The sequence below is a fragment of the Streptomyces sp. NPDC031225 genome (genome assembly GCF_055570355.1).
Genome location: NZ_JBVIHJ010000011.1, coordinates 213,962 through 234,051, shown reverse-complemented (window position 1 = coordinate 234,051; position 20,090 = coordinate 213,962). Strand labels below are relative to the sequence as shown.

The 20,090-nt window shown below is 71.5% G+C and carries 23 protein-coding genes; 12 read left to right on the top strand and 11 right to left on the bottom strand.

What is annotated here, in order from left to right; genetic code table 11:
• Positions 1–191: 191 nt before the first annotated feature.
• From ACZ48Z_RS20735 to tgmB, 3 genes are all read left to right on the top strand, one after another.
• Positions 192–509 carry a YkvA family protein gene (locus ACZ48Z_RS20735; RefSeq protein WP_468737310.1) on the top strand — a complete coding sequence of 106 codons (318 nt, stop codon included), beginning with the start codon at positions 192–194 and terminating at the stop codon, positions 507–509.
• A gap of 132 nt (positions 510–641) precedes the next feature.
• Complete coding sequence (tgmA, locus tag ACZ48Z_RS20730) at positions 642–833, top strand: putative ATP-grasp-modified RiPP (RefSeq protein WP_020134687.1); 192 nt, start codon at positions 642–644, stop codon at positions 831–833.
• Positions 834–850: 17 nt separating this feature from the next.
• Positions 851–1,825 carry an ATP-grasp ribosomal peptide maturase gene (tgmB, locus tag ACZ48Z_RS20725; RefSeq protein WP_468737309.1) on the top strand — a complete coding sequence of 325 codons (975 nt, stop codon included), beginning with the start codon at positions 851–853 and terminating at the stop codon, positions 1,823–1,825.
• A 7-nt stretch (positions 1,826–1,832) separates the two neighbouring features.
• On the opposite strand, the gene ACZ48Z_RS20720 is transcribed toward tgmB, so the two are convergent.
• Together ACZ48Z_RS20720 and ACZ48Z_RS20715 are read right to left on the bottom strand one after the other, a co-directional pair.
• A complete protein-coding gene (locus ACZ48Z_RS20720) occupies positions 1,833–2,048 on the bottom strand; it encodes a hypothetical protein (protein WP_328752572.1) in 216 nt (71 codons plus the stop codon).
• Between the two features lie 117 nt (positions 2,049–2,165).
• Positions 2,166–2,621 (bottom strand): hypothetical protein, encoded by a 456-nt coding sequence (locus tag ACZ48Z_RS20715; protein ID WP_468737308.1) that lies wholly within the window; start codon positions 2,619–2,621, stop codon positions 2,166–2,168.
• Positions 2,622–2,802: 181 nt separating this feature from the next.
• Here ACZ48Z_RS20715 and ACZ48Z_RS20710 point away from each other — a divergent pair, with 181 nt between their 5' ends.
• Positions 2,803–3,774: a GlxA family transcriptional regulator gene (locus tag ACZ48Z_RS20710; RefSeq protein ID WP_468737307.1), complete on the top strand. Its 972-nt coding sequence runs from the start codon at positions 2,803–2,805 to the stop codon at positions 3,772–3,774.
• Between the two features lie 39 nt (positions 3,775–3,813).
• Here ACZ48Z_RS20710 and ACZ48Z_RS20705 read toward each other — a convergent pair whose 3' ends face one another.
• The gene (locus ACZ48Z_RS20705) at positions 3,814–4,056 is read right to left on the bottom strand and encodes a DUF5133 domain-containing protein (protein WP_468737306.1); all 243 of its coding nucleotides are present in this window, start codon (positions 4,054–4,056) and stop codon (positions 3,814–3,816) included.
• Between the two features lie 172 nt (positions 4,057–4,228).
• On the opposite strand from ACZ48Z_RS20705, the gene ACZ48Z_RS20700 reads away from it, so the two are divergent.
• Entirely contained in the window at positions 4,229–4,576 is a 348-nt protein-coding gene (locus ACZ48Z_RS20700) for a hypothetical protein (protein WP_468737305.1), read from the top strand.
• Between the two features lie 105 nt (positions 4,577–4,681).
• On the opposite strand, the gene ACZ48Z_RS20695 is transcribed toward ACZ48Z_RS20700, so the two are convergent.
• Both ACZ48Z_RS20695 and ACZ48Z_RS20690 read right to left on the bottom strand, forming a co-directional pair.
• Complete coding sequence (locus ACZ48Z_RS20695) at positions 4,682–5,224, bottom strand: hypothetical protein (RefSeq protein WP_468737304.1); 543 nt, start codon at positions 5,222–5,224, stop codon at positions 4,682–4,684.
• 28 nt (positions 5,225–5,252) lie between these two features.
• Positions 5,253–5,804, bottom strand: a complete 552-nt coding sequence (locus ACZ48Z_RS20690; protein ID WP_468737303.1) for an ATP-binding protein — start codon at positions 5,802–5,804, stop codon at positions 5,253–5,255.
• Between the two features lie 211 nt (positions 5,805–6,015).
• Between ACZ48Z_RS20690 and ACZ48Z_RS20685 the strand changes: the two genes are divergently transcribed.
• On the top strand, positions 6,016–6,246 hold the full coding sequence (locus tag ACZ48Z_RS20685) for a DUF397 domain-containing protein (RefSeq protein WP_468737302.1): 231 nt from the start codon (positions 6,016–6,018) through the stop codon (positions 6,244–6,246).
• Positions 6,247–6,387: 141 nt separating this feature from the next.
• Positions 6,388–7,305, top strand: a complete 918-nt coding sequence (locus ACZ48Z_RS20680; protein WP_468737301.1) for a helix-turn-helix domain-containing protein — start codon at positions 6,388–6,390, stop codon at positions 7,303–7,305.
• 183 nt (positions 7,306–7,488) lie between these two features.
• Here ACZ48Z_RS20680 and ACZ48Z_RS20675 read toward each other — a convergent pair whose 3' ends face one another.
• Both ACZ48Z_RS20675 and ACZ48Z_RS20670 read right to left on the bottom strand, forming a co-directional pair.
• Positions 7,489–8,307, bottom strand: coding sequence for an SAM-dependent methyltransferase (locus tag ACZ48Z_RS20675; RefSeq protein WP_468737300.1), 819 nt, complete (start codon positions 8,305–8,307; stop codon positions 7,489–7,491).
• Between the two features lie 159 nt (positions 8,308–8,466).
• Entirely contained in the window at positions 8,467–9,324 is an 858-nt protein-coding gene (locus ACZ48Z_RS20670) for an aldo/keto reductase (protein ID WP_468737299.1), read from the bottom strand.
• A gap of 260 nt (positions 9,325–9,584) precedes the next feature.
• On the opposite strand from ACZ48Z_RS20670, the gene ACZ48Z_RS20665 reads away from it, so the two are divergent.
• Positions 9,585–10,475, top strand: a complete 891-nt coding sequence (locus ACZ48Z_RS20665; RefSeq protein ID WP_468737298.1) for a Gfo/Idh/MocA family protein — start codon at positions 9,585–9,587, stop codon at positions 10,473–10,475.
• A 132-nt stretch (positions 10,476–10,607) separates the two neighbouring features.
• On the opposite strand, the gene ACZ48Z_RS20660 is transcribed toward ACZ48Z_RS20665, so the two are convergent.
• Entirely contained in the window at positions 10,608–11,504 is an 897-nt protein-coding gene (locus ACZ48Z_RS20660) for a GNAT family N-acetyltransferase (RefSeq protein ID WP_468737297.1), read from the bottom strand.
• A 332-nt stretch (positions 11,505–11,836) separates the two neighbouring features.
• Between ACZ48Z_RS20660 and ACZ48Z_RS20655 the strand changes: the two genes are divergently transcribed.
• Both ACZ48Z_RS20655 and ACZ48Z_RS20650 read left to right on the top strand, forming a co-directional pair.
• Positions 11,837–13,027: a glycoside hydrolase family 64 protein gene (locus ACZ48Z_RS20655; RefSeq protein ID WP_468737296.1), complete on the top strand. Its 1,191-nt coding sequence runs from the start codon at positions 11,837–11,839 to the stop codon at positions 13,025–13,027.
• Positions 13,028–13,071: 44 nt separating this feature from the next.
• Complete coding sequence (locus tag ACZ48Z_RS20650; protein ID WP_468737295.1) at positions 13,072–14,160, top strand: PP2C family protein-serine/threonine phosphatase; 1,089 nt, start codon at positions 13,072–13,074, stop codon at positions 14,158–14,160.
• On the opposite strand, the gene ACZ48Z_RS20645 is transcribed toward ACZ48Z_RS20650, so the two are convergent.
• Positions 14,117–16,366 carry an MMPL family transporter gene (locus ACZ48Z_RS20645; RefSeq protein ID WP_468737294.1) on the bottom strand — a complete coding sequence of 750 codons (2,250 nt, stop codon included), beginning with the start codon at positions 16,364–16,366 and terminating at the stop codon, positions 14,117–14,119. The two genes, ACZ48Z_RS20650 and ACZ48Z_RS20645, sit on opposite strands and share 44 nt — an antisense overlap.
• Positions 16,367–16,556: 190 nt before the next feature.
• Here ACZ48Z_RS20645 and ACZ48Z_RS20640 point away from each other — a divergent pair, with 190 nt between their 5' ends.
• Positions 16,557–16,763, top strand: coding sequence for a hypothetical protein (locus ACZ48Z_RS20640; protein WP_468737293.1), 207 nt, complete (start codon positions 16,557–16,559; stop codon positions 16,761–16,763).
• 51 nt (positions 16,764–16,814) lie between these two features.
• Here the strand turns inward: ACZ48Z_RS20640 and ACZ48Z_RS20635 are convergent, their stop codons facing one another.
• Positions 16,815–17,957 carry a sulfite oxidase gene (locus ACZ48Z_RS20635; protein WP_468737292.1) on the bottom strand — a complete coding sequence of 381 codons (1,143 nt, stop codon included), beginning with the start codon at positions 17,955–17,957 and terminating at the stop codon, positions 16,815–16,817.
• Between the two features lie 157 nt (positions 17,958–18,114).
• Here ACZ48Z_RS20635 and sthA point away from each other — a divergent pair, with 157 nt between their 5' ends.
• Positions 18,115–19,518 (top strand): Si-specific NAD(P)(+) transhydrogenase, encoded by a 1,404-nt coding sequence (gene sthA / locus ACZ48Z_RS20630; RefSeq protein ID WP_468737291.1) that lies wholly within the window; start codon positions 18,115–18,117, stop codon positions 19,516–19,518.
• 20 nt (positions 19,519–19,538) lie between these two features.
• Here the strand turns inward: sthA and ACZ48Z_RS20625 are convergent, their stop codons facing one another.
• Complete coding sequence (locus ACZ48Z_RS20625; protein WP_468737290.1) at positions 19,539–20,024, bottom strand: DUF5709 domain-containing protein; 486 nt, start codon at positions 20,022–20,024, stop codon at positions 19,539–19,541.
• Between the last annotated feature and the right edge of the window lie 66 nt (positions 20,025–20,090).

The window sequence follows — 20,090 nt, the reverse complement described above, 5'->3', positions numbered from 1 at the left end:
GGTCGCCTCCGTGCGCCCCCCGCGTGCGACCGCGAAACTGAGGTGAACCAATTCGTAAGCGGGTACGCGGCGCAGTGCCACTCGGATGAGCCACGGGTGTGAGTGGCGGACCTCGGCGAGCCTTAGGGGGGCCGGATGCGGGAATCCGTGAGACAGCGCGCCGCACGGCGCCCCGAGGAGGAGGTCGGCCCGTGGATTCGACCACAGCACTGATCGTCGTCGCCGCGGTGCTCGCGGCGCTGGCGCTGGCGGTGGCCGTAGGACTGCTGGTACGGCTCGTCAGAACCCGTCGCGGTCTGCGGCGGGCGGGGCTTCCGACCGGACCCCGCTGGGTCTTCTGGGGCGCCCTGTTGTACTTCGTGCTGCCCACCGATCTGGTGCCGGACCCGGTGTATCTCGATGACATCGGTGTCCTGCTCCTCGCGTTGCGCACCCTGCGCGTCTCTCCCGAGGACCGGGCCGCGCTGCGGCTCGCCGAGCGGGGCCCGGAGACACCGCGCCGACCGTGATTACGCAGTGTGAGGAAACCAATCACTCGTTCGATTCGTATAAGTCTCTGGAAGCCGAACGAAGTCGGCTGACCTGACGGCGTCCTGGGGTGACGTCCGTCGGCGAGAGGCAGTACCGGCGAGGGAGAGACGATGCAACCGTTCGCGCTCAACTACGCACGTCCGGCAGCGGCGTTGGAGGCGACCACTCCGTACGTCTACGACTCCGGGCGGCAGTTGAACGTGCTCATGGACGGCCGGGTCGCGGCCCGCGACCATGCCCTGATGAGGGAACTGGGGACCACCACGTCCACGGCGGGCTCCAAGACTCACTTCGACGACTGAACACAGGCCGACGACTGATGACCGTGTTGATTCTGACCTGCGAAGAGGACGTGACGGCCGACATGGTCGTGGTGCACCTCGACGCCACGGGGGTTCCGGTGGTCCGGCTCGACCCGGCCGATCTCACCGAGGGGGTCGCGCTGTCCGGCGAGTACGTCCACGGCGCCTTCCGAGGCCACCTCTCGGCCGGCGGCCGGCTGGTGGGCATCACCGGGCTGCGCTCGATCTGGGTCCGCCGGCCGGGCACACCCGCCGCGCGGGCGGCGCAGCCCTCCGACTGGCTGACCGAGGAGTCCGCCCAGGCCCTGTACGGCATGCTCCGCGGCAGTGACGCCCGGTGGATGAACCATCCCGACGCGGCCCGGCGGGCCCGGCACAAGCCCTGGCAGCTGCGGCTCGCCCAGCGCTGCGGTCTGCCCGTTCCGGCGACGATCGTGACGACGTTCCCGCAGGCCGCGCGCGAGTTCGCCGAGCGCTACCCCGATCTGGTGGTCAAGCCGGTCTCCGGCGCGCATCCGCAGGATCCGCCGCGGGCGGTGCCGACCAGCCGGGTCGAACCGGACACCGACTTCGCGGCCGTCGCGTTCGGCCCGACCCTGCTGCAGCGGCGGGTCGCCAAACGGGCCGACATACGCCTGACCGTCGTCGGCGGGACGATCCTGGCCGCCCGGAAGGTCACCGGTGCCGACGACGAGGTGGACGTCCGCTTCGCCGCGTCCGACGCGTCCTGGCACCCCACCGACGTTGCCCCGCGGGTCGCCGCGGCCGTTCTCGACTATCTCAAGAGGGCCGAACTGTCCTACGGCGCATTCGACTTCGCGGAGGACGGGGACGGGACCTGGTGGTTCCTGGAGTGCAACCAGTCGGGACAGTTCGGCTTCGTCGAGGTGGAGACGGGCCAGCCGATCGCGCGCAGCATCGCCGAGTGGCTGGCCCTGCCGGGCCCGGAGCAGCGCGCATCCGCCAACGGCGCGAACACCACGGTGTCCTGAAGACGGTTCAGTAGGGCCGCGGGCCGGGGGGAAGGGCGGCGGGCACCCATCCCTGGCCGGGCGAGGCGGGGCGTTCGGGGGCGGGCGGGGGCATGAGGGGCTGAAACGGCCGCATGACGTACTCCAGTTCCCTGCGTACGCGCTCGGCCTCCCTGCGGGCTACAGCGGGGACGTCGCCGCGCTCGGCGACGAGTCGGTCGTAAATGGGGGAATCCTGGAACACCCGTCAACGCGCCTTTCGTTTTCTCGGCCCCACGCGCAGGGGCACGGCTGACGAGTCTAGGCGCCCCCACGCACCGACGTGCGAATTCCGGCGCCGGCCTTGACGGGCCGCGGGCCGTCACGCCCCGGTGGTGGACCCCGGCCGGACGATCATCAGGACGGTCACGGTCGCCCACAGGAGGTTGAAGATGCCCGTGAACATGGCCAGTTGGACCGTGCCCCGGCGCTCGACGGCGCCCTGCCCGGTCAGTTCCTCCAGGAGCTCGCCCTGCCGGGGCAGCACGAAGGCGGCGAGGACTCCGGCGGCCGCGGCGGTCAGGGCGATGGAGGTCGTGAGCCAGCCGTCGCCCAGGACGCCCATCGCGCCCGCGGTGGCGAGGCCCAGGACGGGGACCGCGATGCCGATGCCGGAGTACACCCGGCAGATGCGGTGCAGCAGCCGTGCCGTGCCGGCCCCGGCCTCCTCCGTGTGGGCCCGGCGGACCGCCGGCGGGAACATGCTGGCCGCGACGGTCACCGGCCCCACGGCGACGATGGCGACGAGGACGTGCAGGGTCAGCAGCAACTTGGTCATGGGGTGGCGTGTCCTTCTCCGGTGCGGTCGGCGGTGCCCGCCCACCGTAGGAAGCCGCCCGGTGATCACACAGAGGCTGAAACGACAGGTTCCAACGGATTCTCGCCAATGCGCTTCACAGCGGCTTCCCTCCCCTCCCCGAGGTCATGGCCGTGGCGGGAACCCGCTTATCGTGTCCGTCATGCACTCCGTGGCGATCCTGGTCCTCGACGACGTGGTGCCGTTCGACATGGCGGCCCCCATGCAGGTGTTCGACTGGACGCACCTGCCCGACGGCCGCCCCGCCTACCGGGTCCGACTGTGCGCCGAGTCGCCGGAGGTACGGGCGGACGGGGGTTTCACCCTGCGGGTCGAGCACGGGCTGGAAGCCCTCGCCGAGGCGGACACGGTCATCGTGCCGGGCTGCTCCCCCACCGCCGCACCTCCTTCCCCGCGCGTCCTGACGGCCCTGCGAGAGGCAGCCGGGGCGGGCACCCGGATCGCGTCCGTGTGCGTGGGCGCGTTCGTGCTGGCCGAGGCCGGACTCCTGGACGGGCTGCGCGCCACCACGCACTGGGTGGCCGCGGACGACCTGGCGCGGCGCTTCCCCGCCGTCGACGTCCAGCCGGACGTGCTGTACGTCGACAACGGTCGGATCCTGACCTCCGCGGGCGCGGCCGCGGCCCTCGACATGTGTCTGCACATGATCCGCCGGGATCTGGGGTCGTCGGTCGCCGCGCACGCCGCCCGGATGTCGGTGATGCCCCTCGAACGGGAGGGCGGGCAGGCCCAGTTCATCGTGCACGACCATCCGCCCGTGCCCCGCGGTTCGGCGCTGGAGCCGCTCCTGGAGTGGATCGAGGACCATCTCGCACACGAGATCACCCTCGGGGCGATGGCGGCCCGCTCCGGGATGAGCGAACGTACTTTCAGTCGCCGCTTCCGCGAGCAGACGGGCAGCACACCCCTGCAGTGGCTGTTGCGGGCCCGCGTGCGGCGCGCCCAGTATTTGCTGGAGAACACCGGCCACCCGGTCGAACGGATCGCGCGGCAGGCGGGGTTCGGCTCCCCCACGGCGTTCCGGGAGCGCTTCCGCCGCGTCGTCGGCACCACACCGCAGGCGTACCGCGCGGCCTTCCACGCGAAGGACGCCGTCCCCGCGGCGCACGCCTGACCTGCGCGCCGGGGGACGGCGTCCTGCTCCTGTCGCGTGTCACACGGCCAGTGGCAGGCCGCTCTCACCTTCCGGGTCCGTACGCCCGGCGGCCTGCAGCAGGGCATCCGCCCTGGCGACCGCTTCAGCGACATCGGTGGTGCCCATCATCACGCACAGTGTGTAGCTGACGTCGTCCAGCTCACGAGCCGTCGTCGGCCTCATCCTCTCCGCCTGCGCGATCCTCAGCGACGCGTAGCGGGTCAGCAGCGTTCTGACAGTCTTCGGGTCCGGAACGAGCACGAAAGCCCCTCTCTCGATTTTTCGCTGCGTATGCCCCGTCTCCCCGGGCCCAATCCCATCCGCCGCCGCCCGGCACGCAATTGGCGCAATACCGTGCGACCCGACCCGCTTCCACAAGGGCCGCAAACCGTTGAACAAGGGGCATCCCTCGCACCATGAACGGTATACGCCCATGAACCGCTCTGCAGGTCTCCTCAGCGCCCTCTACCTCGCCACGAGCACCGGACTCGCCTGGACCGGGGTCCTCGCCCTGCGCCACGGCCCGCCGTGGGCCGCGTGCCTGTTCGCCGCGGCGAGCCTGGTCCCGGTGATCGCCGTCGTGCGCGAGTGCGTGATCTGCGACCAGCGGCACGCTCTGGCCGAGATGTGGAGGCGGGCGGCCGGGCCGGGTGCGGGGGGCGCCGACGACATCGTCCGCGCCGAACTCGACACCGCGTGCTGCGAACGCTGGTGGACGAGCTGCGGCACCGACCACGACTCGACGTGCCCCCGGCGGGTGCCCAGGAGCAGCGCGGCCTGACGGCTCCTCGGCGTGCGGTGCGGCGCAGCAGGTCCCCGACCGGCAGCCGTCGCGCCGCCTCCCGGGTCCGTCCGTCGTGCGGCGACCGGGTGTGCCGAGGACTTTCTACTCGTCCAGCGTGCGGGCCAGCTCCGTGGTGGCGTGGGCGATCTCCGTGTCGTCGTCGGCCATCAGCCGGCTGAGCGCGCCGCTCTTGGCCCGGACGGCCTGGCGGGCCTGACGCTCCCACACCACAGGGTTCTCACGGTGGTTGAGCAGCTTGGGGTAGACAGCCGCCGTGCTCTCCCACTGGCGGGCGCCCGCGATGCTCCTGAGCAGCTGGATGATCTCCGCCCGGCAGGTCACCTGGGGCAGTTGGGCGAGCTCCCACAGGAAGGGGACGGTGGCGGCGGTGGCCTGCTCCACGACGAAGCCGTACTGGCAGATGCGCATGCGGAGGTCAGCGAGTGCGGCGCCGGCGGTGTCGGGGTCGCCCCAGGCCACGCTGTTGAGGAGGAGGGGGATGGCCGCCGCGGAGCCGGTGGAGTCCTGGATCTCGGCCCAGGGGACCTGGCTCAGCGCCACCAAGGGCGTGGTCCGTGACACCCCGGTCGTGGACACGGGGCAGGTCGTGCGCTCGTTGCTCGGCTGGTCCGGAGCGGTGCGCATGGCGTGAGGCCTTTCCGCGGCAGTCATGTCAGGAAGGAGGGGAGGTCGACAGCTTGGCCCAGACGGTCTTGCCGGCCGGGGGCCGCGAGGTCCAGCCCCACTCCTCCGCCAGGGCGTCGACGATGTACAGGCCACGGCCGTGCTCGCGCAGGTCACAGACATCGGCGGGCGTGTACGCGGGCGGATCGTCACCGGGGTCCGAGACGGTGACCAGGAGATGGGCCTGGTCCAGGGCCAGCCCCAGCCACACCTCCGCCGCGCCGCCCGCGGAGGGCCGGAGGACCGCGTGGGCCACGGCGTTGGCCGCGAGCTCGGTGATCACGAGGGTGGCGTCGTCGCTGCGGTGGCCGAGGGACCAGCAGCTCAGGGTTTCGCGGGTGAAGGCGCGCGCCCGGGCGAAGCCCTCCCGGCTGCAGCTGACGAGCAGCGCGGCGGAGACGAGGGGAGCGCCCGGCAGCGGTCGCTGTCTCCCGACGGCGGCACTCGGACGCCCCACGGTCTCGCCGAGGGTGTTCGCACCGCCCGCCGTCGGCACAGCTTGGCCCGGCGGCCGGAGCACGTGATTCACAGGTGATGACACGGCATCTCCCTGATGCGACGTCAAGGCGGGGGCGCAACCACGGGGGTTGACGCCGGAGCTATTATCCACGCTGAAGGCGCCCGCGTGCAATTGCACGAGAAATTGCGCGAACGGCGGGTGGGGCCACAGAGATTGTGGAGGTGTGCCCTCTCCCGCCCGGACGGCCGGGCACAGCGCCCGGCACAGCACGTGAACAGCAAGGAGACTGACAGTGCCACCCATGCAGAACGGAGTGCGGGCGAGTTCGCTGGACGCCCGCTGGGTCAAGAGCCGTCACAGCAATGCCGAGGGCAACTGCGTCGAAGTGGCCTCACTCGGCGACGGTGACGTCGCGCTGCGCAACTCCCGTGACCCCGACGGCCCCGCGCTGGTCTACACACCGGCCGAGGTCGCGGCGTTCGTCGCCGGGGCGAAGGACGGTGAGTTCGACCACCTCCTGTGACCTCCGGGTCCGGGTCGGGGGCCGGGCAGCGGGAGCGGCTCCAACTCCCGCGCCGCCCACGGCATCTACGGAATGATGCGGAACGACCACACTGCGTGCGATAGTGTGAGACGTCTCTATGCCGGTTTACTGGGAGTCAGGATGTCTGCCGCGTCCCACCGCATCTCCCGTCTGGAACCGTATCTGGACCGGTCCGAACCGGCTCCCACCCTGCTGAAGATGCTGGTCGGTGTCCAGTTGGCGGGATTCCGCGAGGATGCCGGGCTCGCCCAGGACCAGGCGGCACGGGCCCTCGGGTTCAGCCCCGCCAAGCTCTCCCGCATCGAGTCGGGCAAGGGCCGCAGGCCCCCGTCGGAGAACGACGTCCGGGCCCTCCTCCAGCTGTACGGCACCGAGGACTACGAGGCCTCGGTGCTCGTCAAGCTGCTCCAGCGCGCCGGCGAGCCGGGCTGGTGGCAGCGGTACGACAAGCGCCTGATGCCCGAGTGGTTCGACCGGCTGGTCGGACTCCAGGAGGCGGCCGCGGCGATCCGTACCTTCGAGATCCAGTACGTCCCCGGTCTGCTCCAGACCCCGGACTACACCCGGGCCGTGGTGGAGCGCGGGCTGCCCACCGCGGCCGCCGGCGAGGTCGGCCGCCGCGTGGAACTGCGCACCCGGCGCGCGCAGTTGTTGCACCGCGAGGACCCTCCGCAGCTGTGGGCGGTGATCGACGAGTCGGTGCTGCTGCGGGTGCTGGGCAGCCGGGAGGTCATGCGGGAACAGCTCGCGCACCTCATCGACATGGCCAAGCGCCCCCATGTGACGGTGCAGGTCGTGCCGTTGGACGTGACGAACGCCTCGGCCCCCGCCATCCCGATCACGTATCTGCGCTTCGGCGGCCTGGATCTGCCGGACGTCGTCTACCTGGAGCACATCAAGAGCGCCAACTTCCTGGAGGACCGGGACGAGACGGAGGAGTACCGCCTCGCCCTGGACCGGCTGGCCGACGACGCGCTGGAACCCCGGGACTCGCTTCGGCTGTTGCGCGAGACGATGGAACAGCGTTACGGCGGCTGAGGGTCGCCGCAGTGCGGTCTCGGTGAGGTCGGAGAAGATCCGGTGCAGCGGCTCCGCCGTCGAGCCGGCCCTGCCCGTGGAGCTCCGTGTCCGGCGGACGGGACGCCGTGGGCCCGTCGGCGAAGCACGAGTACGCCCCTGACGCGGGACCTTCGCGGTCGCGTCAGGGGCGTTCGTGTCGGGTCAGACGATTCGGGCCACGCCGCCGAACTCGATCCACTCGTGGGTGAGCTGACGGGGGGCCACCTCGGAGTCGGGCCGCCAGGTGGAGACCTCCACGAGACCCGGTTCGAGGATCTCCAGGCCCTCGAACCACGCGGCGACGTCCTTCTCCTCGCGCACCCGGCCCCAGTTCCCGTGGGTCGCCTGGTCCATGAAGTTGGTGACGAAGTCACGGACTTCGGGGTCCCCGCTGACCAGCTGGCACATCAGCATGAAGCTGCCGGGCGCGAGCTTCTCGCGCACGCGGCGGGCCAGAGCGGCCGGCCCGTCCGTGTCGCTGTCTTGGATGCAGTGCATGACCGAGTTGAAGAGGACGGCGACGGGCTGGTCGAAGTCGATCAGCCGCCGGGTGTCCTCGTGGGCGAAGATCGCCTCGGTCTCCCGCATGTCCGCGTGGATGACGGTGGTGCGCTCGTCCTCCTCCAGCAGTGCCCGGCCGTGGACGAGGACCATGGGGTCGTTGTCGACGTAGACCACATGTGTGGTGGGGTCGATGCTCTGGGCGACCTGGTGGACGTTGTCCTGGGTGGGCAGGCCGGAGCCGTGGTCCAGGTACTGCCGGATTCCGTACTCCGCCGTGAGGGTCCTGACGACCCGCTGGAGGAAGCGCCGGTTGTTCACGGCGAGCCTGCGGGTGCTGGGGACGACCTTGTCGAGCTCTTCGCAGGCGGCCCGGTCGGCCGCGTAGTTGTCCTTGCCGCCGAGATAGTGGTCGTACATGCGTGCGGCTGTGGGTACGGAGGCGTCGATCGCCGTGGACAGCTTCTTACCGGTGCTCATCTTTCCCCCAGCTCATACTGCCAACTGGCCTGGCAGGACAGGGAGTCCATCCTAGAGACACCACGATCGCCGGTGCCAGTCCGCACACGGTTGCGACCACGGAAGAGCTACGCGGCGGGCGCGGCGGACGGCACCTGCGAGGGCCCGTAGGGCGAGGGGTCAGGCGGCGTCCAGTTCCGCGAGTTCGTCCGCGCCGAGCACGAGGTCGGCGGCGGCGAGGGAGTCGCGGATCGTCTCCGGGCGGCTCGCGCCCGGGATCGGCACGACGACCGGCGACTTGGCGAGCATCCAGGCCAGGCAGACGCGCTGCGGGCTGACCGCGTACTTCTCGGCGATCCGGGCGAACGGGGCGTGCGCCGAGCCGAGTTCGCCCGCGCGGGAGATGCCGCCGAGGGGGCTCCACGGCAGGAACGCGATGCCGAGTTCGTCGCACAGCCGCAATTCCGGCTCGCTGGAGCGGAAGGCCGGGGAGAACTGGTTCTGCACGGAGACCAGCCGGCCGCCGAGGATCTCGTTGGCCAGCCTGATCTGGCCGGGGTCGGCGTTGGAGATGCCCGCGGCGAGGATCTTGCCCTCGTCGAGCAGGTCGCGCACCGCGCCGACGGACTCCTCGTAGGGGACCCGGGGGTCGGGGCGGTGGAACTGGTACAGCCCGATGGCCTCGACACCCAGTCGGCTCAGGGACGCCTCGCAGGCCTCCTTGAGATGCCGGGGGCTGCCGTCGAGGGTCCAGCTGCCGTCCCCGGGGCGGAGGTGGCCGCCCTTGGTGGCGACGAGGACGTCACCGCCGCGCTCGTGCGAGGCGAGTGCCTTGGCGATCAGGGTCTCGTTGTGGCCGACCTCGTCGGCGCCCCGGTGGTAGGCGTCGGCGGTGTCGATCAGGGTCACTCCCGCGTCGAGCGCGGCGTGGACGGTGGCGATGGAGCGTTCCTCGTCCGGCCGTCCCTCGATGGACATGGGCATCGCGCCCAGACCGATCGAGCTGACGTCGACATCACCGATGCGGCGGGTGTGCATGGCCTTGGACCTCTTTCGGCTGTCGGGCGGCGGAGCAGGGCTCCCACCAGGGTGGCCGCCTCCCGCTCCCGGGGTCCAATAGAAGAATGAGAACGGATTCAGCGACGGAGCAACTGAATCGCCGCTCATGGCGCTCATGGGTGTCCGAGGCGCGGAACCGGGGTTGCGGGGCAGCTGTGCGCGTGTGACACCCTCACCTCGACCGGCCGGTGATCCGGGGCCGGTCCCGTGAGGTTCGGCAAGGTGAAAGAGGCGGCGGCATGCGTATCGGACTGCTCGGCACCGGTCCCTGGGCCCGGATGGCCCACGCCCCCGCGCTCGGCGCACATCCGGAGCTGGACTTCGTCGGGGTGTGGGGCCGTCGCCCGGACGCCGCGAAGGAGTTGGCCGACGAGTACGGCACACGTGCGTACGACGACGTCGACGCGCTGCTCGCCGACGTGGACGCCGTCGCCATCGCCCTGCCGCCTGCCGTCCAGGCCGATCTCGCGGCGCGGGCGGCCCGGGCAGGGTGCCATCTGCTGCTGGACAAGCCCCTTGCCACGACGGTCGAGCAGGGGCGGGCGGTGGTCGAGGCGATCCGGGAGAGCGGGGTCGCCTCGGTGGTGTTCTTCACCTCCCGCTTCCTCGCCGAGACCGAGGCGTGGATCGGGGAACAGGCGGGCGTGGAGGGCTGGTTCACGGCGCGCGCCGAGTGGCTCGGGTCGGTGTTCACCAGCGAGAGCCCGTTCGCCGACTCGCCCTGGCGCCAGGAGAAGGGCGCCCTGTGGGACGTCGGACCGCATGCCCTTTCGGTGCTGCTGCCGATCCTCGGCGAGGTCCGGGAGGTGGCGGCGGCCGCGCACGGCCCCGGGGACACGGTTCATCTGGTCCTGCGGCACACCGGCGGTGCGTCGAGCACCCTGACGCTGAGCCTCACGGCTCCGCCCGCGGCCGCGGGAGCGGGTGTGGAGCTGCGGGGCGCGGGCGGCGTCGCCCTGCTCCCCGAGCCGTCGGAGGGTGTCGTACCCGCCGTGCTGCGGGCCGTCGACGGACTGCTCGCCGCCGCGCGCACCGGGCAGGCCCACCCGTGCGACGCCACGTTCGGTCTGCGGGTCACCGAGATCCTGACGGAGGCGGAGGCTCTGCTGGACGGCGGAAGCGCGGCCTGAGGCATCGGTTCATTCTCCGGAACCCCCGTCGAACCCGTCTCCGCCACCCGCCGGTCGTCCTGTCGGCCGGCGTGGCACCCGGTGCCGACAGCCGGTCAGGACCGACCGCCGGCACCGGGGCCGCGCTTCAGGTCATCCGCTGTGTGGCGGCCGGTAGTTCAGGCGTTCCCGTACGACGGGATGGCCGGCCTTGGCGAAGTTCGCGGCCATGGGGAAGTTCCCCTGGTCCGTCGCAGCGGAGACGAACTCGGCGCCCTGCTCGACCAGATAGTGGGTGCACTCGGCCAGCAGGTCGTAGGCGTAGCCGTGCCCCCGCTGTTCCGGTACGACCCCGATGAACCCCACGCAGGGACCCGACGGATTGTGCAGCGGAATGTGGATCCCGGCGACATCCCCCTCCGGTGTGCGGGCGATCTGCCACCACTCGCGGGGCGAGGGGCACCAGTGGAAGAAGTCCAGTTCCTCCTGGGCCGCCTTGTCGAGGCCGCCCTCCTCGATGGCCTTGAGGGCGTGCGCGTCGAGGGTGGCGGAGTGGATGCGGCGCAGCAGGTCGAAGAAGACCGCGTCGTCCGGTTCGGCCCGGAAGGTGAGGCGTCCGGGCCGCTCGGGTAGCCCGCACTCCGGTGTCCACCGGTACAGGAACCGCTCCACGAGGAGTTCGTATCCGGCCGCTTCCAGGGCGGCGGACCGGGTTGCGGCGGCGGCGCGCAGCTCCGGGTTCTCGCGCCAACCCGCGGGCAGGTTCATCTCCAGTTCGACCTGCCAGGGCGCGGTGCGCAGGAGTTCGGCGCCGGCCTCCTCCTCGCCCTCGGCCACGTCGAACCAGTTGACGTTGAGGGGTTCGGCGTCGTCGGGGCCGCCCCACCAGGCGCCGCGGGCCACGACCCTGCCGTCGCGCAGGGCGACTCGTTTCCAGTCGGGGCGGTGACGGGTGAGCCGGTGGGACTCGCGATTGCCGAAGGGGTCGGCAAGGGTGTCGAAAAGGTGCGCGTCGCGCTCGTCGAGCGCGCGGATGACCAGATCGGTCATGGGGTGGATTCCTCCGGGTGCGTACTGCTGGGAGCGCTCCCGGTCAGCCGAGGCACGCCGGGGTCGCGGAGAGGGAGCGCTGGACGGTGGTGGACTGCACGGCACTCGCCTCCTTTCGCCGACTCGGGGCGTGGCGGCTCACGCTACGGGATCTTCGGGAGCGGCGTCCATCGGTTTCACGGCACGCGCGCCCGGTCCTCGCAGCCGCTTAAACGGTCCTTAAGGCCGGATTAAACGCCGTCCGCTCTGTATGCCGGAACCTCCTCCGTCCGTAGCATCGGGGCCCGTCCACGACGTGAGAGCGCTCTCAAGAACCCGAGGAGACCCCCCACATGACACCTCGTCACCAGCGCGGTCCCGGCCGGCGCACAGTCCTCCTCGGCCTCGGCGGGACCTTGGTGGCCGTCCCGGCCGCGGCCGCGCTCGCCCCGTACGCCCTCGCGGCCGGCAACCGCGCCGCGGCGGCCGGAGCACTGCCGCTGACGGTCGTCAACAACACCGGCGCCTACGACAACGCGAACGTCCACGTCTACATCGTCGGCAACCTGGACGGCAGGCAGGTCCGCGTCACCCCGGACGGCGCCCTCGCTCCGGTTGCCCTCTCCGACAACGGCCCCGACGGCTACACCGACTACGCGATAAGCCTGGCCGGCAGCGGCGGGACCAGTCTGTCCCTCCCCTACCTGTCCGGCCGGATCTACGTCTCCCTGGGCGCGAAGCTGAAGTTCAGGGTCGTCACGGACGGCAACGGGAACCCGGCCCTCCAGTACCCGGCCGGCTGGGTGGCCTCGGATCCCAACTACCCGGTGCTGCACGACTGCGTCGAGTTCACGCACAACGCGGCGGGCATGTTCTGCAACACCACCATGGTGGACATGTTCAGCGTGCCGATGAGCATCCGGCTCACCGGAGCGCGGGACCGGACGACGGGCACGCTGCGCGCCTCGGGGCGGGCGACCGCCTTCGCCGCCGTACGGCAGGCCGAGAAGTTCGCGCCGCTGGTCGTGGCCGACACGCGGGTCATCGCGCCCGGTCACGGCCTGGATGCCGGGCTGTTCCCGGCGGACTACTTCGCGCCGTACCTCGACGAGGTGTGGAGCACGTACACCGGCAGGGACCTGACCGTCACCACGAACGCGGGCACCTTCACCGGCCGGGTGCGCGGCGGACGGCTCGTGTTCGACGGGCCCGCGCAGGTCTCCTTCGCCCGCCCGTCGACCCGGGACGTGCTCTTCTGCGACGGCGCGCTCGCCGCTCCCAACGACGGCACGACGGGGCCGGTCGCCGCCGTGCTCGGTGCCGGGTTCAACCGGTCGACGCTGCTGAGCTCCGCCGCCCAGCCGGCCACCGACCCCGCGGCCTTCTACCGGACCACGCTCACCAACCACTACGCCAAGGCCATGCACGCGGCCACCGAGGACGGCAAGGCGTACGGCTTCGCCTTCGACGACGTGGCCGACTTCGCCTCCTACGTCCAGGACACCGCGCCCACGGGAATCCGGCTGACGCTCACGCCGTTCTAGCGGCTCGGCGTGCGGGGCCGGACGGGTCGTAGCAGCGTAGTGGTGTGAGCGGAGCGCACGACGGGGACCGGCGGAGCTGGCTGACGGGTGCGCCGCCGCCCGGCTGGGTGCGGGTGCTGCCGGCCGCGATGCTGACCGGGGTGTGCGTGGCGACTCTCGCGAGCCCCGGTCCGCTCGACATCGGGTTCCTGCTGGGCGCGATCCCGCCGCTGGCGGTGCTGTCGTACGGGCCGGCGGCGACCGCGGTGCTCGGGACGCTCGTTCTGGCCGTGCTGAACGTTCCGGCCTTCCGGCTGAACGATCCCGGCAGCACCGATGTGCTGACCGTGGGTTTCGTCGCGGCGCTCAGCGTCCTCGTGTCGTTCGTCCGGAGTCGGCGTGACGCGCAGCTGGTGACCGAGCGCGCGGTCGCCGAGGCCGCGCAGCGGGCCGTCGTGCCGTTGCTGCCGAAGCGGGTGGGGCCGGTGCGGTGCGCGGGTCTGTACCGGGCGGCGCAGCGCGGGACGCTGGTCGGCGGTGACTTCTTCGACGTGCGGGAGGGACCCTGCGGGGTGCGGGCGGTGATGGGCGACGTGCAGGGGCACGGGCTGTCGGCCGTCGCCACCGTCGCCTCGCTGCTGGGGGCCTTCCGGGAGGCGGTGCTGGACCGGCCGGACCCCGAGTCGGTGGCCGCCCGGCTCGATCGCAGGCTGATGGTGGACTCCGCGGCCGTACGGCACTCGGAGCTGTTCGCGACGGCCGTGGTGCTGGAGTTCGGGCTCGACGCGACAGTGGTGCGCATCGTGGCGTGCGGCCAGGCCGGCCCGGTGCTGCTGCGCGACGGGCGGGCGGTGGAGCTCGATGTCCCCGTGGGCGGCCCGCTCGGTCTGGGCCTGTCCGACGCGGCGCCGCCGACCGGGGTCACGGTCCCGCTGCACCCCGGCGACCTGCTCTTCCTGGCCTCGGACGGCGTGTGGGAGGCACGGAACGCCGCCGGTGCCTTCTATCCGCTGCTCGAACGGATCACCGGGCTCGCGGACGACCTCCCCGGGCTCGCCGAGCGGGTGTGGGCCGATCTCGTGCGCTGGGCCCCGGTACTCCAGGACGACGTCACGATGCTCGTTCTCGCGCCCGGCGCCCCGGAGCCCCGCTGACCGTCCCGGCCGCCTCGCCGTCCCCCTCGGCGTCGATGTGCGGGAGGATCCGGTCGAGCCACCGGGGTGTCCACCAGGCGCGCGCTCCCAGCAGGGTCATGACGGCCGGGACCATGAGCAGCCGTACGACGGTCGCGTCGATCAGCACGCTCACGGCGAGGCCGAGTCCGAGCATCTTGACCACGATGTTGTCGCTGACCACGAACGCGGCGAAGACGCTCACCATGATCAGTGCCGCGCAGGTGATCACCCGCGCGGTGATCTCCAGGGCGTGGGCGACGGAGGCCTTGGCGTCCCCGGTGCGCAGCCAGGCCTCGTGGACCCGGGAGAGCAGGAAGATCTCGTAGTCCATGCTCAGTCCGAAGATGATGGCGAACATCATCATCGGCACATAGCTCTCGATGGGCACCTTGCCGGAGACACCGAGCGCGGGTCCGCCCCAGCCCCACTGGAAGACGGCGACGACGACACCGTAGGAGGCGGCGATGGACAGGACGTTGAGGACGGCCGCCTTGAGGGCGACGAGCAGTCCGCGGAACACGGCCAGGATGATCAGGAAGGCGAGGGCGACGACCACGCCGATGATCAGCGGCAGCCGGCTGGAGACGATGTCCCGGAAGTCGACCTGGGCGGCGGTGGTGCCGGTGACGTATCCCTTGGCTTCCGTGCCGGAGACCGCGGCGGGCAGGGTGGTGTCGACCAGGCGGTTGGTGAGGTCGGTGGTGCCGGAGCTCTGCGGGGACTGCTTCGAGTAGACGGTGGCGAGCAGGACGTCGCCGTCCTTGGTGGGGGTCAGCTGGGTGACGGTGGCGGCGCCGGGCACACCGGCGAGGCTCTTCTGTGCCTGCGTGGTGAGAGCGGAGCGCTGGGAGGACGGTACGGAGGTCTGGTCGATGACGACGGTGAGGGGGCCGTTGGAGCCGGGCCCGAAGGCGTCGGTCATCCGGTCGTAGGCCCGCCGGTCGGTGAAGGACGTGGGGTCCGCGCCGTCACCGATGTGGCCGAGCTGGAGGGAGAGCACGGGGATGGCGAGGACGACGACGGCCGTGACGCCCGCGGCGAGGTAGCGCCAGGGGCGCCGCTCGACCCGCTGGGCGTAGCGGTGCCATGTTCCCTGCGGAGTTTCGCCCTCGGCGGCGTCGGTCTCGGCGACCGGGCGGCGCACCCGGTAGCGGTCGATGCGGGTGCCGATCAGGCCCAGCAGGGCCGGGACCAGGGTCAGGGCGCCGAGGACCGCGGAGACGACGGTGACGGCGGCGGCGAGTCCGAGTTTCCCGATGAACGCGACTCCGGAGGCGGACAGCCCGGCCAGGGCGATGATCACCGTGCAGCCGGAGACGAGTACGGCACGGCCGCTGGTGGCGGTGGCCCCGCCCGCCGCGCGCACCGGGTCCTTTCCGTCCATGAGGCTCTGCCGGTGGCGGGTGATCTGGAAGAGCGCGTAGTCGATACCGACGCCGAGCCCGATCATCGTGGCCAGGGTGGGCGAGACGGTCGCGAAGGTGAACGCCGAGGCCAGCAGGCCGAGGCAGGCGAGTCCGCCGATCACGCTGATCAGGGCGGTCACCAGGGGGATTCCGGCGGCGATGACACTGCCGAACCCGAGGAGCAGGACGACGATCGCGACGGCGAAGCCGATCAGCTCACTCACCCGGTCGTCGGCGGCGGGCCGGGCCAGTTCGCCGAGCGGACCGCCGTACTCGACGTCCGCGCCGGCCGCCCTGAGGGGCTGTACGGCGTGGTCGACGCCGCTCAGGTAGCCGTCACCCAGGGTCGAGGGCTGAACGTCGAAGCGGATCGTGATGTACGCCGTCTTCCCGTCCGACGACAGCGGACCGACCTTCGAGGCGGGCACGGAGAGCGGGTTCTGCGCCGACAGCACGTGGGGCAGCTTCTGGAGGTCGGCGACGGTCGTGGAGATCTGTGAGCCGAGCGAGGTGAGCTGCTTGTCACCGTCGTGCAGGACGATCTGGCCGCTGTAGCCGCCGGCTGCCGGGTCGTGCCGCTTCAGGACGTCCAGGCCCTCCTGGGACTGCACGCCGGGCAGGGAGAAGTTGTCGGAGTACTCCCCGCCGAAGGACCGGTTCAGGGTCTGCAGGGCGACCAGGGCCACGAGCCAGGCCACCAGCACGATCACGAAGTGCCGGGCGCACCACTCGCCCAGTCTGCGCAAGGCGCCCTTCGGGCTGTTCCGGGTGGTGGTCATGGCGTCGTCTCCCTGCCGGCCCCCCGAGAGATCGCTCCCGTCCATTACACGCCCGTCCGGTTGACGGGGCATCCCGGGCGCCCTCGCCGGCGCTTCCGGATGCAGGGTCGGCCCGGGCGTTGAATGGTGATATCGGACCCGTTGACAGCACCGGGACCGCACAGTGATCCGGATCCGAGGAGCAGAGATCATGCCGACGTCACAGCCCGACGCGTCCGGGCCGCCCGAGGACCGTGCCACCCCGGACGCCTTGCTCCACACCCGTACCGGCACCGAGGTGTCGCCCGAGGACATCGTCCTCGCCTCGGGCAAGGACATCACCCCGCACAGTCTCGAATGGGCCCGGCGCAAGCTGGAGGCGGAGGGCCCGGCAGCGCTCGACAAGCTGCTGCCCTAGCCATGGCCGGACGCCCGGCTGTCCGCGGGGACAGCCGGGCGCGGCCGTGCCTCAGCCGCCGGTCTCCTCCGGCTCCTCGTCCAGGCACAGCACGTCGACCCGCTGGACGAGGTTGTTGACGAAGCCGCCCCGGTTCCACGGCTGTTCCAGCGGCTGGGTGTGCCCCTCGGCGTCGGTGGCCCGCGCGCTGAGGACGTACTCCCCCGGCTCCGCGGTCCAGGGCATGCTCCAGCGCCGCCACGCCCAACGGTGACCGGTGTCCGGTTCGAGTTCGGCCCGGTGCCAGGTGTGTCCGGCGTCCGTGCTCACCTCGGTGCTGGTCACCGGCGCCCGCCCCGACCAGGCGCGCCCCTCCAGCATTACCGTGCCGGGCCGCACGACCCGGGCCCGGGACATGAAGTCCGGGAACCCGGGCGGGACCAGCAGGGCGCGCGGTGCGATCCGGGTGACCGGTTCGCCCTCGTCCCCGGGGTGCTGCCTGAGCCGGTAGGCGACGGTCTGCTGGAACCCCGTGAACGGGGTGTCGGTGACGGTGATCTCGCGCAGCCACTTCACATGGGCCATGCCGTACCAGCCGGGTACGACGAGCCGGAGCGGATGGCCGTGCTGCGGGGGCAGGGGCGCGCCGTTCATCTCGTAGGCCACGAGCACTTCGGGGTCGGTCCCGGTGGCCACGTCCACGGGCAGGGACCGCTGGTAGTCCTGTTCGACGCCGCGTTCCACTCCGTGGTCGGCGCCGGTGCACACGACGTCGACGGCGTCCCTCTCCACTCCGCCGGCTTCGGCGAGCAGCAACCTGAGGGGGACGCCCGTCCATTCGGCGGTTCCCACGGCCTCCACCAGCCAGGGCTGGCTGACCGGGCGGGGCGTGAGCAGGGCGCGGCCGTTGCCCGCACACTCCAGCGTGACCCGGGTGGTGACCTGCGGGAGGGCCCGCAGGTCGGCCGGGGCCAGGGTGAGCGCGCGGCGGACCCGTCCTTTGAGGGTGAGTTGCCAGGGAGCGCCGTCGGGGACGTACGGAATGTCGTAGTGCGTGAGGACGTAGTGCAGGCCTGGCGGGGTGAGGTCGTGGCGCATCGCTTCGAGCGGCAGGCCGTGGTTGCGGGTGGCGAGCGCCAGTTCGTCCCGGCTGATGCCCTCGTCGGGGGCGGCCAACCGGGCCGGGGTGCTCGCGTCGGCGAGTCGGTGACCCATGGGCGTATTGTCCCGCGGTCCGCGCGAGCTGTCGCGGTCTGCGGGACATCTCCGGCGGCCTCCGGGCAACTTCCCCGCGGCCCACGCCGGTTCGGCGGGCGGCCGGTTTACTGCTCACCCTTTCGAAAGAGGCCTCCCGGCTGCCAGACTTCCGAGGGTGCCCGACTTCGACATGCTCGTCATCGGATCCGGTCCGGGTGGCCAGAAGGCCGCCATCGCCGCGGCCAAGCTGGGCCGCCGGGTGGCCGTCATCGACCGCCCCGACATGGTCGGCGGGGTCTCCATCCACACCGGCACCATTCCCTCCAAGACCCTGCGCGAGGCGGTGCTGTACCTGACCGGCCTCACCCAGCGCGACCTGTACGGACAGAGCTACCGGCTCAAGGAGGACATCACCGTCTCCGACCTGACCGCGCGCACCCAGCACGTGGTCGGCCGTGAGGTCGACGTGATCCGCAGTCAGCTCTCCCGCAACCACATCGCCCTCTACGCCGGCACCGGCCGCTTCGTCGACGACCACACGATCGCCCTGCGCGAGGTCACCGGCCATGAGCGTCTGCTCAGCGCCGAGCACATCGTGATCGCCACCGGAACCCGGCCCGCGCGGCCCGACAGCGTCGAGTTCGACGGTCAGACCATCATGGACTCGGACAACGTCCTTGATCTGCAACGGGTTCCGCGCTCCATGGTCATCGTCGGCGCGGGCGTCATCGGCATGGAGTACGCGTCGATGTTCGGCGCTCTGGGCAGCAAGGTCACGGTGGTCGAGAAGCGTGCCGGGATGCTCGACATGTGCGACGTCGAGGTGATCGAGGCGCTCAAGTACCACCTGCGGGACCTCGCCGTGACGTTCCGCTTCGGGGAGACCGTGGCCGCGGTGGAGAGCCATCCGCGGGGCACGCTGACCGTTCTGGAGAGCGGGAAGAAGATCCCGGCCGACGCGGTGATGTACTCGGCGGGCCGCCAGGGGCTCACCGACGACCTCGACCTCGACAAGGCGGGCCTGTCCGCGGACCGGCGCGGGCGGATCACCGTCGACGAGCACTACCGCACCGAGGTGCCGCACATCTACGCCGTGGGCGACGTCATCGGCTTCCCCGCGCTGGCGGCGACCTCGATGGAGCAGGGCCGGTCGGCGGCCTACCACGCCTGCGGGGAGCCGGTCGGGCAGATGCACAACCTCCAGCCGATCGGCATCTACACCATCCCGGAGATCAGCTTCGTGGGGCAGACGGAGGACCAACTGACCGAGAACCGCGTGCCGTTCGAGGTCGGCATCTCCCGCTACCGGGAACTCGCCCGCGGCCAGATCATCGGCGACTCGCACGGCATGCTGAAGCTGCTGGTGTCCTCCAAGGACCGCACCCTGCTCGGCGTGCACTGCTTCGGCTCCGGCGCCACCGAACTGATCCACATCGGACAGTCCGTGATGGGCTGCGGCGGCACCGTCGACTACCTGGTCGACGCGGTCTTCAACTACCCGACGCTCGCGGAGTCCTACAAGGTCGCGGCCCTGGACGCCACGAACAAGCTCCGGCAGATCGACCGGATCGGGGACTGAGCGGGCGAGGGGAGCGGACGTCAGGACTCGTCGAAGGGGTCCTCGACGATGTGCATGGCGGCCTCCTCGGCTCCGGCCGCGCCCGCGTCGATGCCCACGTCGGTGGCGATCTCCTCCTTGGTCGTGGCGGAGTGGGCGCCCTCGTCGGGGGCCACGAGGCGTCCCGCGCGGTCGGTTCCGGCCTGCGGGTCGACCGGCTCGCCCTCGCCGCCGGGCAGGTCGCCGACCTCGTCACCGACGGGCCCGGCCACCTCGGGGACCTCCTGGGCGAGACGTTCGTCCAGGCTCTCACCGTCATGCTGCTCGGCGGCGGTGGTGCCGTGCCGGGTGACGCCGAGCGGCTTCTCCGGTGGGGAGTACCCCTCGTCGAGGATGTCGTCGTAGGTCCGTTCGTCGAGGGCGTCCTGGAGGTCGAGCGGGCTCGCGTCCTCCTGCTCCTCGTTGGTGCCGGTGGGCTGGTAGGCGTCGTCGGCCATCGGCTCGGCGGGTGTCTGTTCGGCGCCCATGGGCTGCCTCCCTCGCGCGTCGGGTGTGCTGTGCGGTGTCCTGATCCGCGTTTCCCGGTACGCGCG

What these genes read in the sequence shown, in the direction of transcription:
- ACZ48Z_RS20695 (WP_468737304.1), bottom strand. Translation starts at nt 5,224, where the DNA reads ATGCGCACCGCTCCGGACCAGCCGAGCAACGAGCGCACGACCTGCCCC.
- ACZ48Z_RS20710 (WP_468737307.1), top strand. Translation starts at nt 2,803, where the DNA reads ATGCACTCCGTGGCGATCCTGGTCCTCGACGACGTGGTGCCGTTCGAC.
- ACZ48Z_RS20680 (WP_468737301.1), top strand. Translation starts at nt 6,388, where the DNA reads ATGTCTGCCGCGTCCCACCGCATCTCCCGTCTGGAACCGTATCTGGAC.
- ACZ48Z_RS20640 (WP_468737293.1), top strand. Translation starts at nt 16,557, where the DNA reads ATGCCGACGTCACAGCCCGACGCGTCCGGGCCGCCCGAGGACCGTGCC.
- ACZ48Z_RS20635 (WP_468737292.1), bottom strand. Translation starts at nt 17,957, where the DNA reads ATGGGTCACCGACTCGCCGACGCGAGCACCCCGGCCCGGTTGGCCGCC.
- ACZ48Z_RS20700 (WP_468737305.1), top strand. Translation starts at nt 4,229, where the DNA reads ATGAACCGCTCTGCAGGTCTCCTCAGCGCCCTCTACCTCGCCACGAGC.
- ACZ48Z_RS20655 (WP_468737296.1), top strand. Translation starts at nt 11,837, where the DNA reads ATGACACCTCGTCACCAGCGCGGTCCCGGCCGGCGCACAGTCCTCCTC.
- ACZ48Z_RS20675 (WP_468737300.1), bottom strand. Translation starts at nt 8,307, where the DNA reads ATGAGCACCGGTAAGAAGCTGTCCACGGCGATCGACGCCTCCGTACCC.
- ACZ48Z_RS20665 (WP_468737298.1), top strand. Translation starts at nt 9,585, where the DNA reads ATGCGTATCGGACTGCTCGGCACCGGTCCCTGGGCCCGGATGGCCCAC.
- tgmB (WP_468737309.1), top strand. Translation starts at nt 851, where the DNA reads ATGACCGTGTTGATTCTGACCTGCGAAGAGGACGTGACGGCCGACATG.
- ACZ48Z_RS20625 (WP_468737290.1), bottom strand. Translation starts at nt 20,024, where the DNA reads ATGGGCGCCGAACAGACACCCGCCGAGCCGATGGCCGACGACGCCTAC.
- ACZ48Z_RS20670 (WP_468737299.1), bottom strand. Translation starts at nt 9,324, where the DNA reads ATGCACACCCGCCGCATCGGTGATGTCGACGTCAGCTCGATCGGTCTG.
- tgmA (WP_020134687.1), top strand. Translation starts at nt 642, where the DNA reads ATGCAACCGTTCGCGCTCAACTACGCACGTCCGGCAGCGGCGTTGGAG.
- ACZ48Z_RS20645 (WP_468737294.1), bottom strand. Translation starts at nt 16,366, where the DNA reads ATGACCACCACCCGGAACAGCCCGAAGGGCGCCTTGCGCAGACTGGGC.
- ACZ48Z_RS20660 (WP_468737297.1), bottom strand. Translation starts at nt 11,504, where the DNA reads ATGACCGATCTGGTCATCCGCGCGCTCGACGAGCGCGACGCGCACCTT.
- ACZ48Z_RS20715 (WP_468737308.1), bottom strand. Translation starts at nt 2,621, where the DNA reads ATGACCAAGTTGCTGCTGACCCTGCACGTCCTCGTCGCCATCGTCGCC.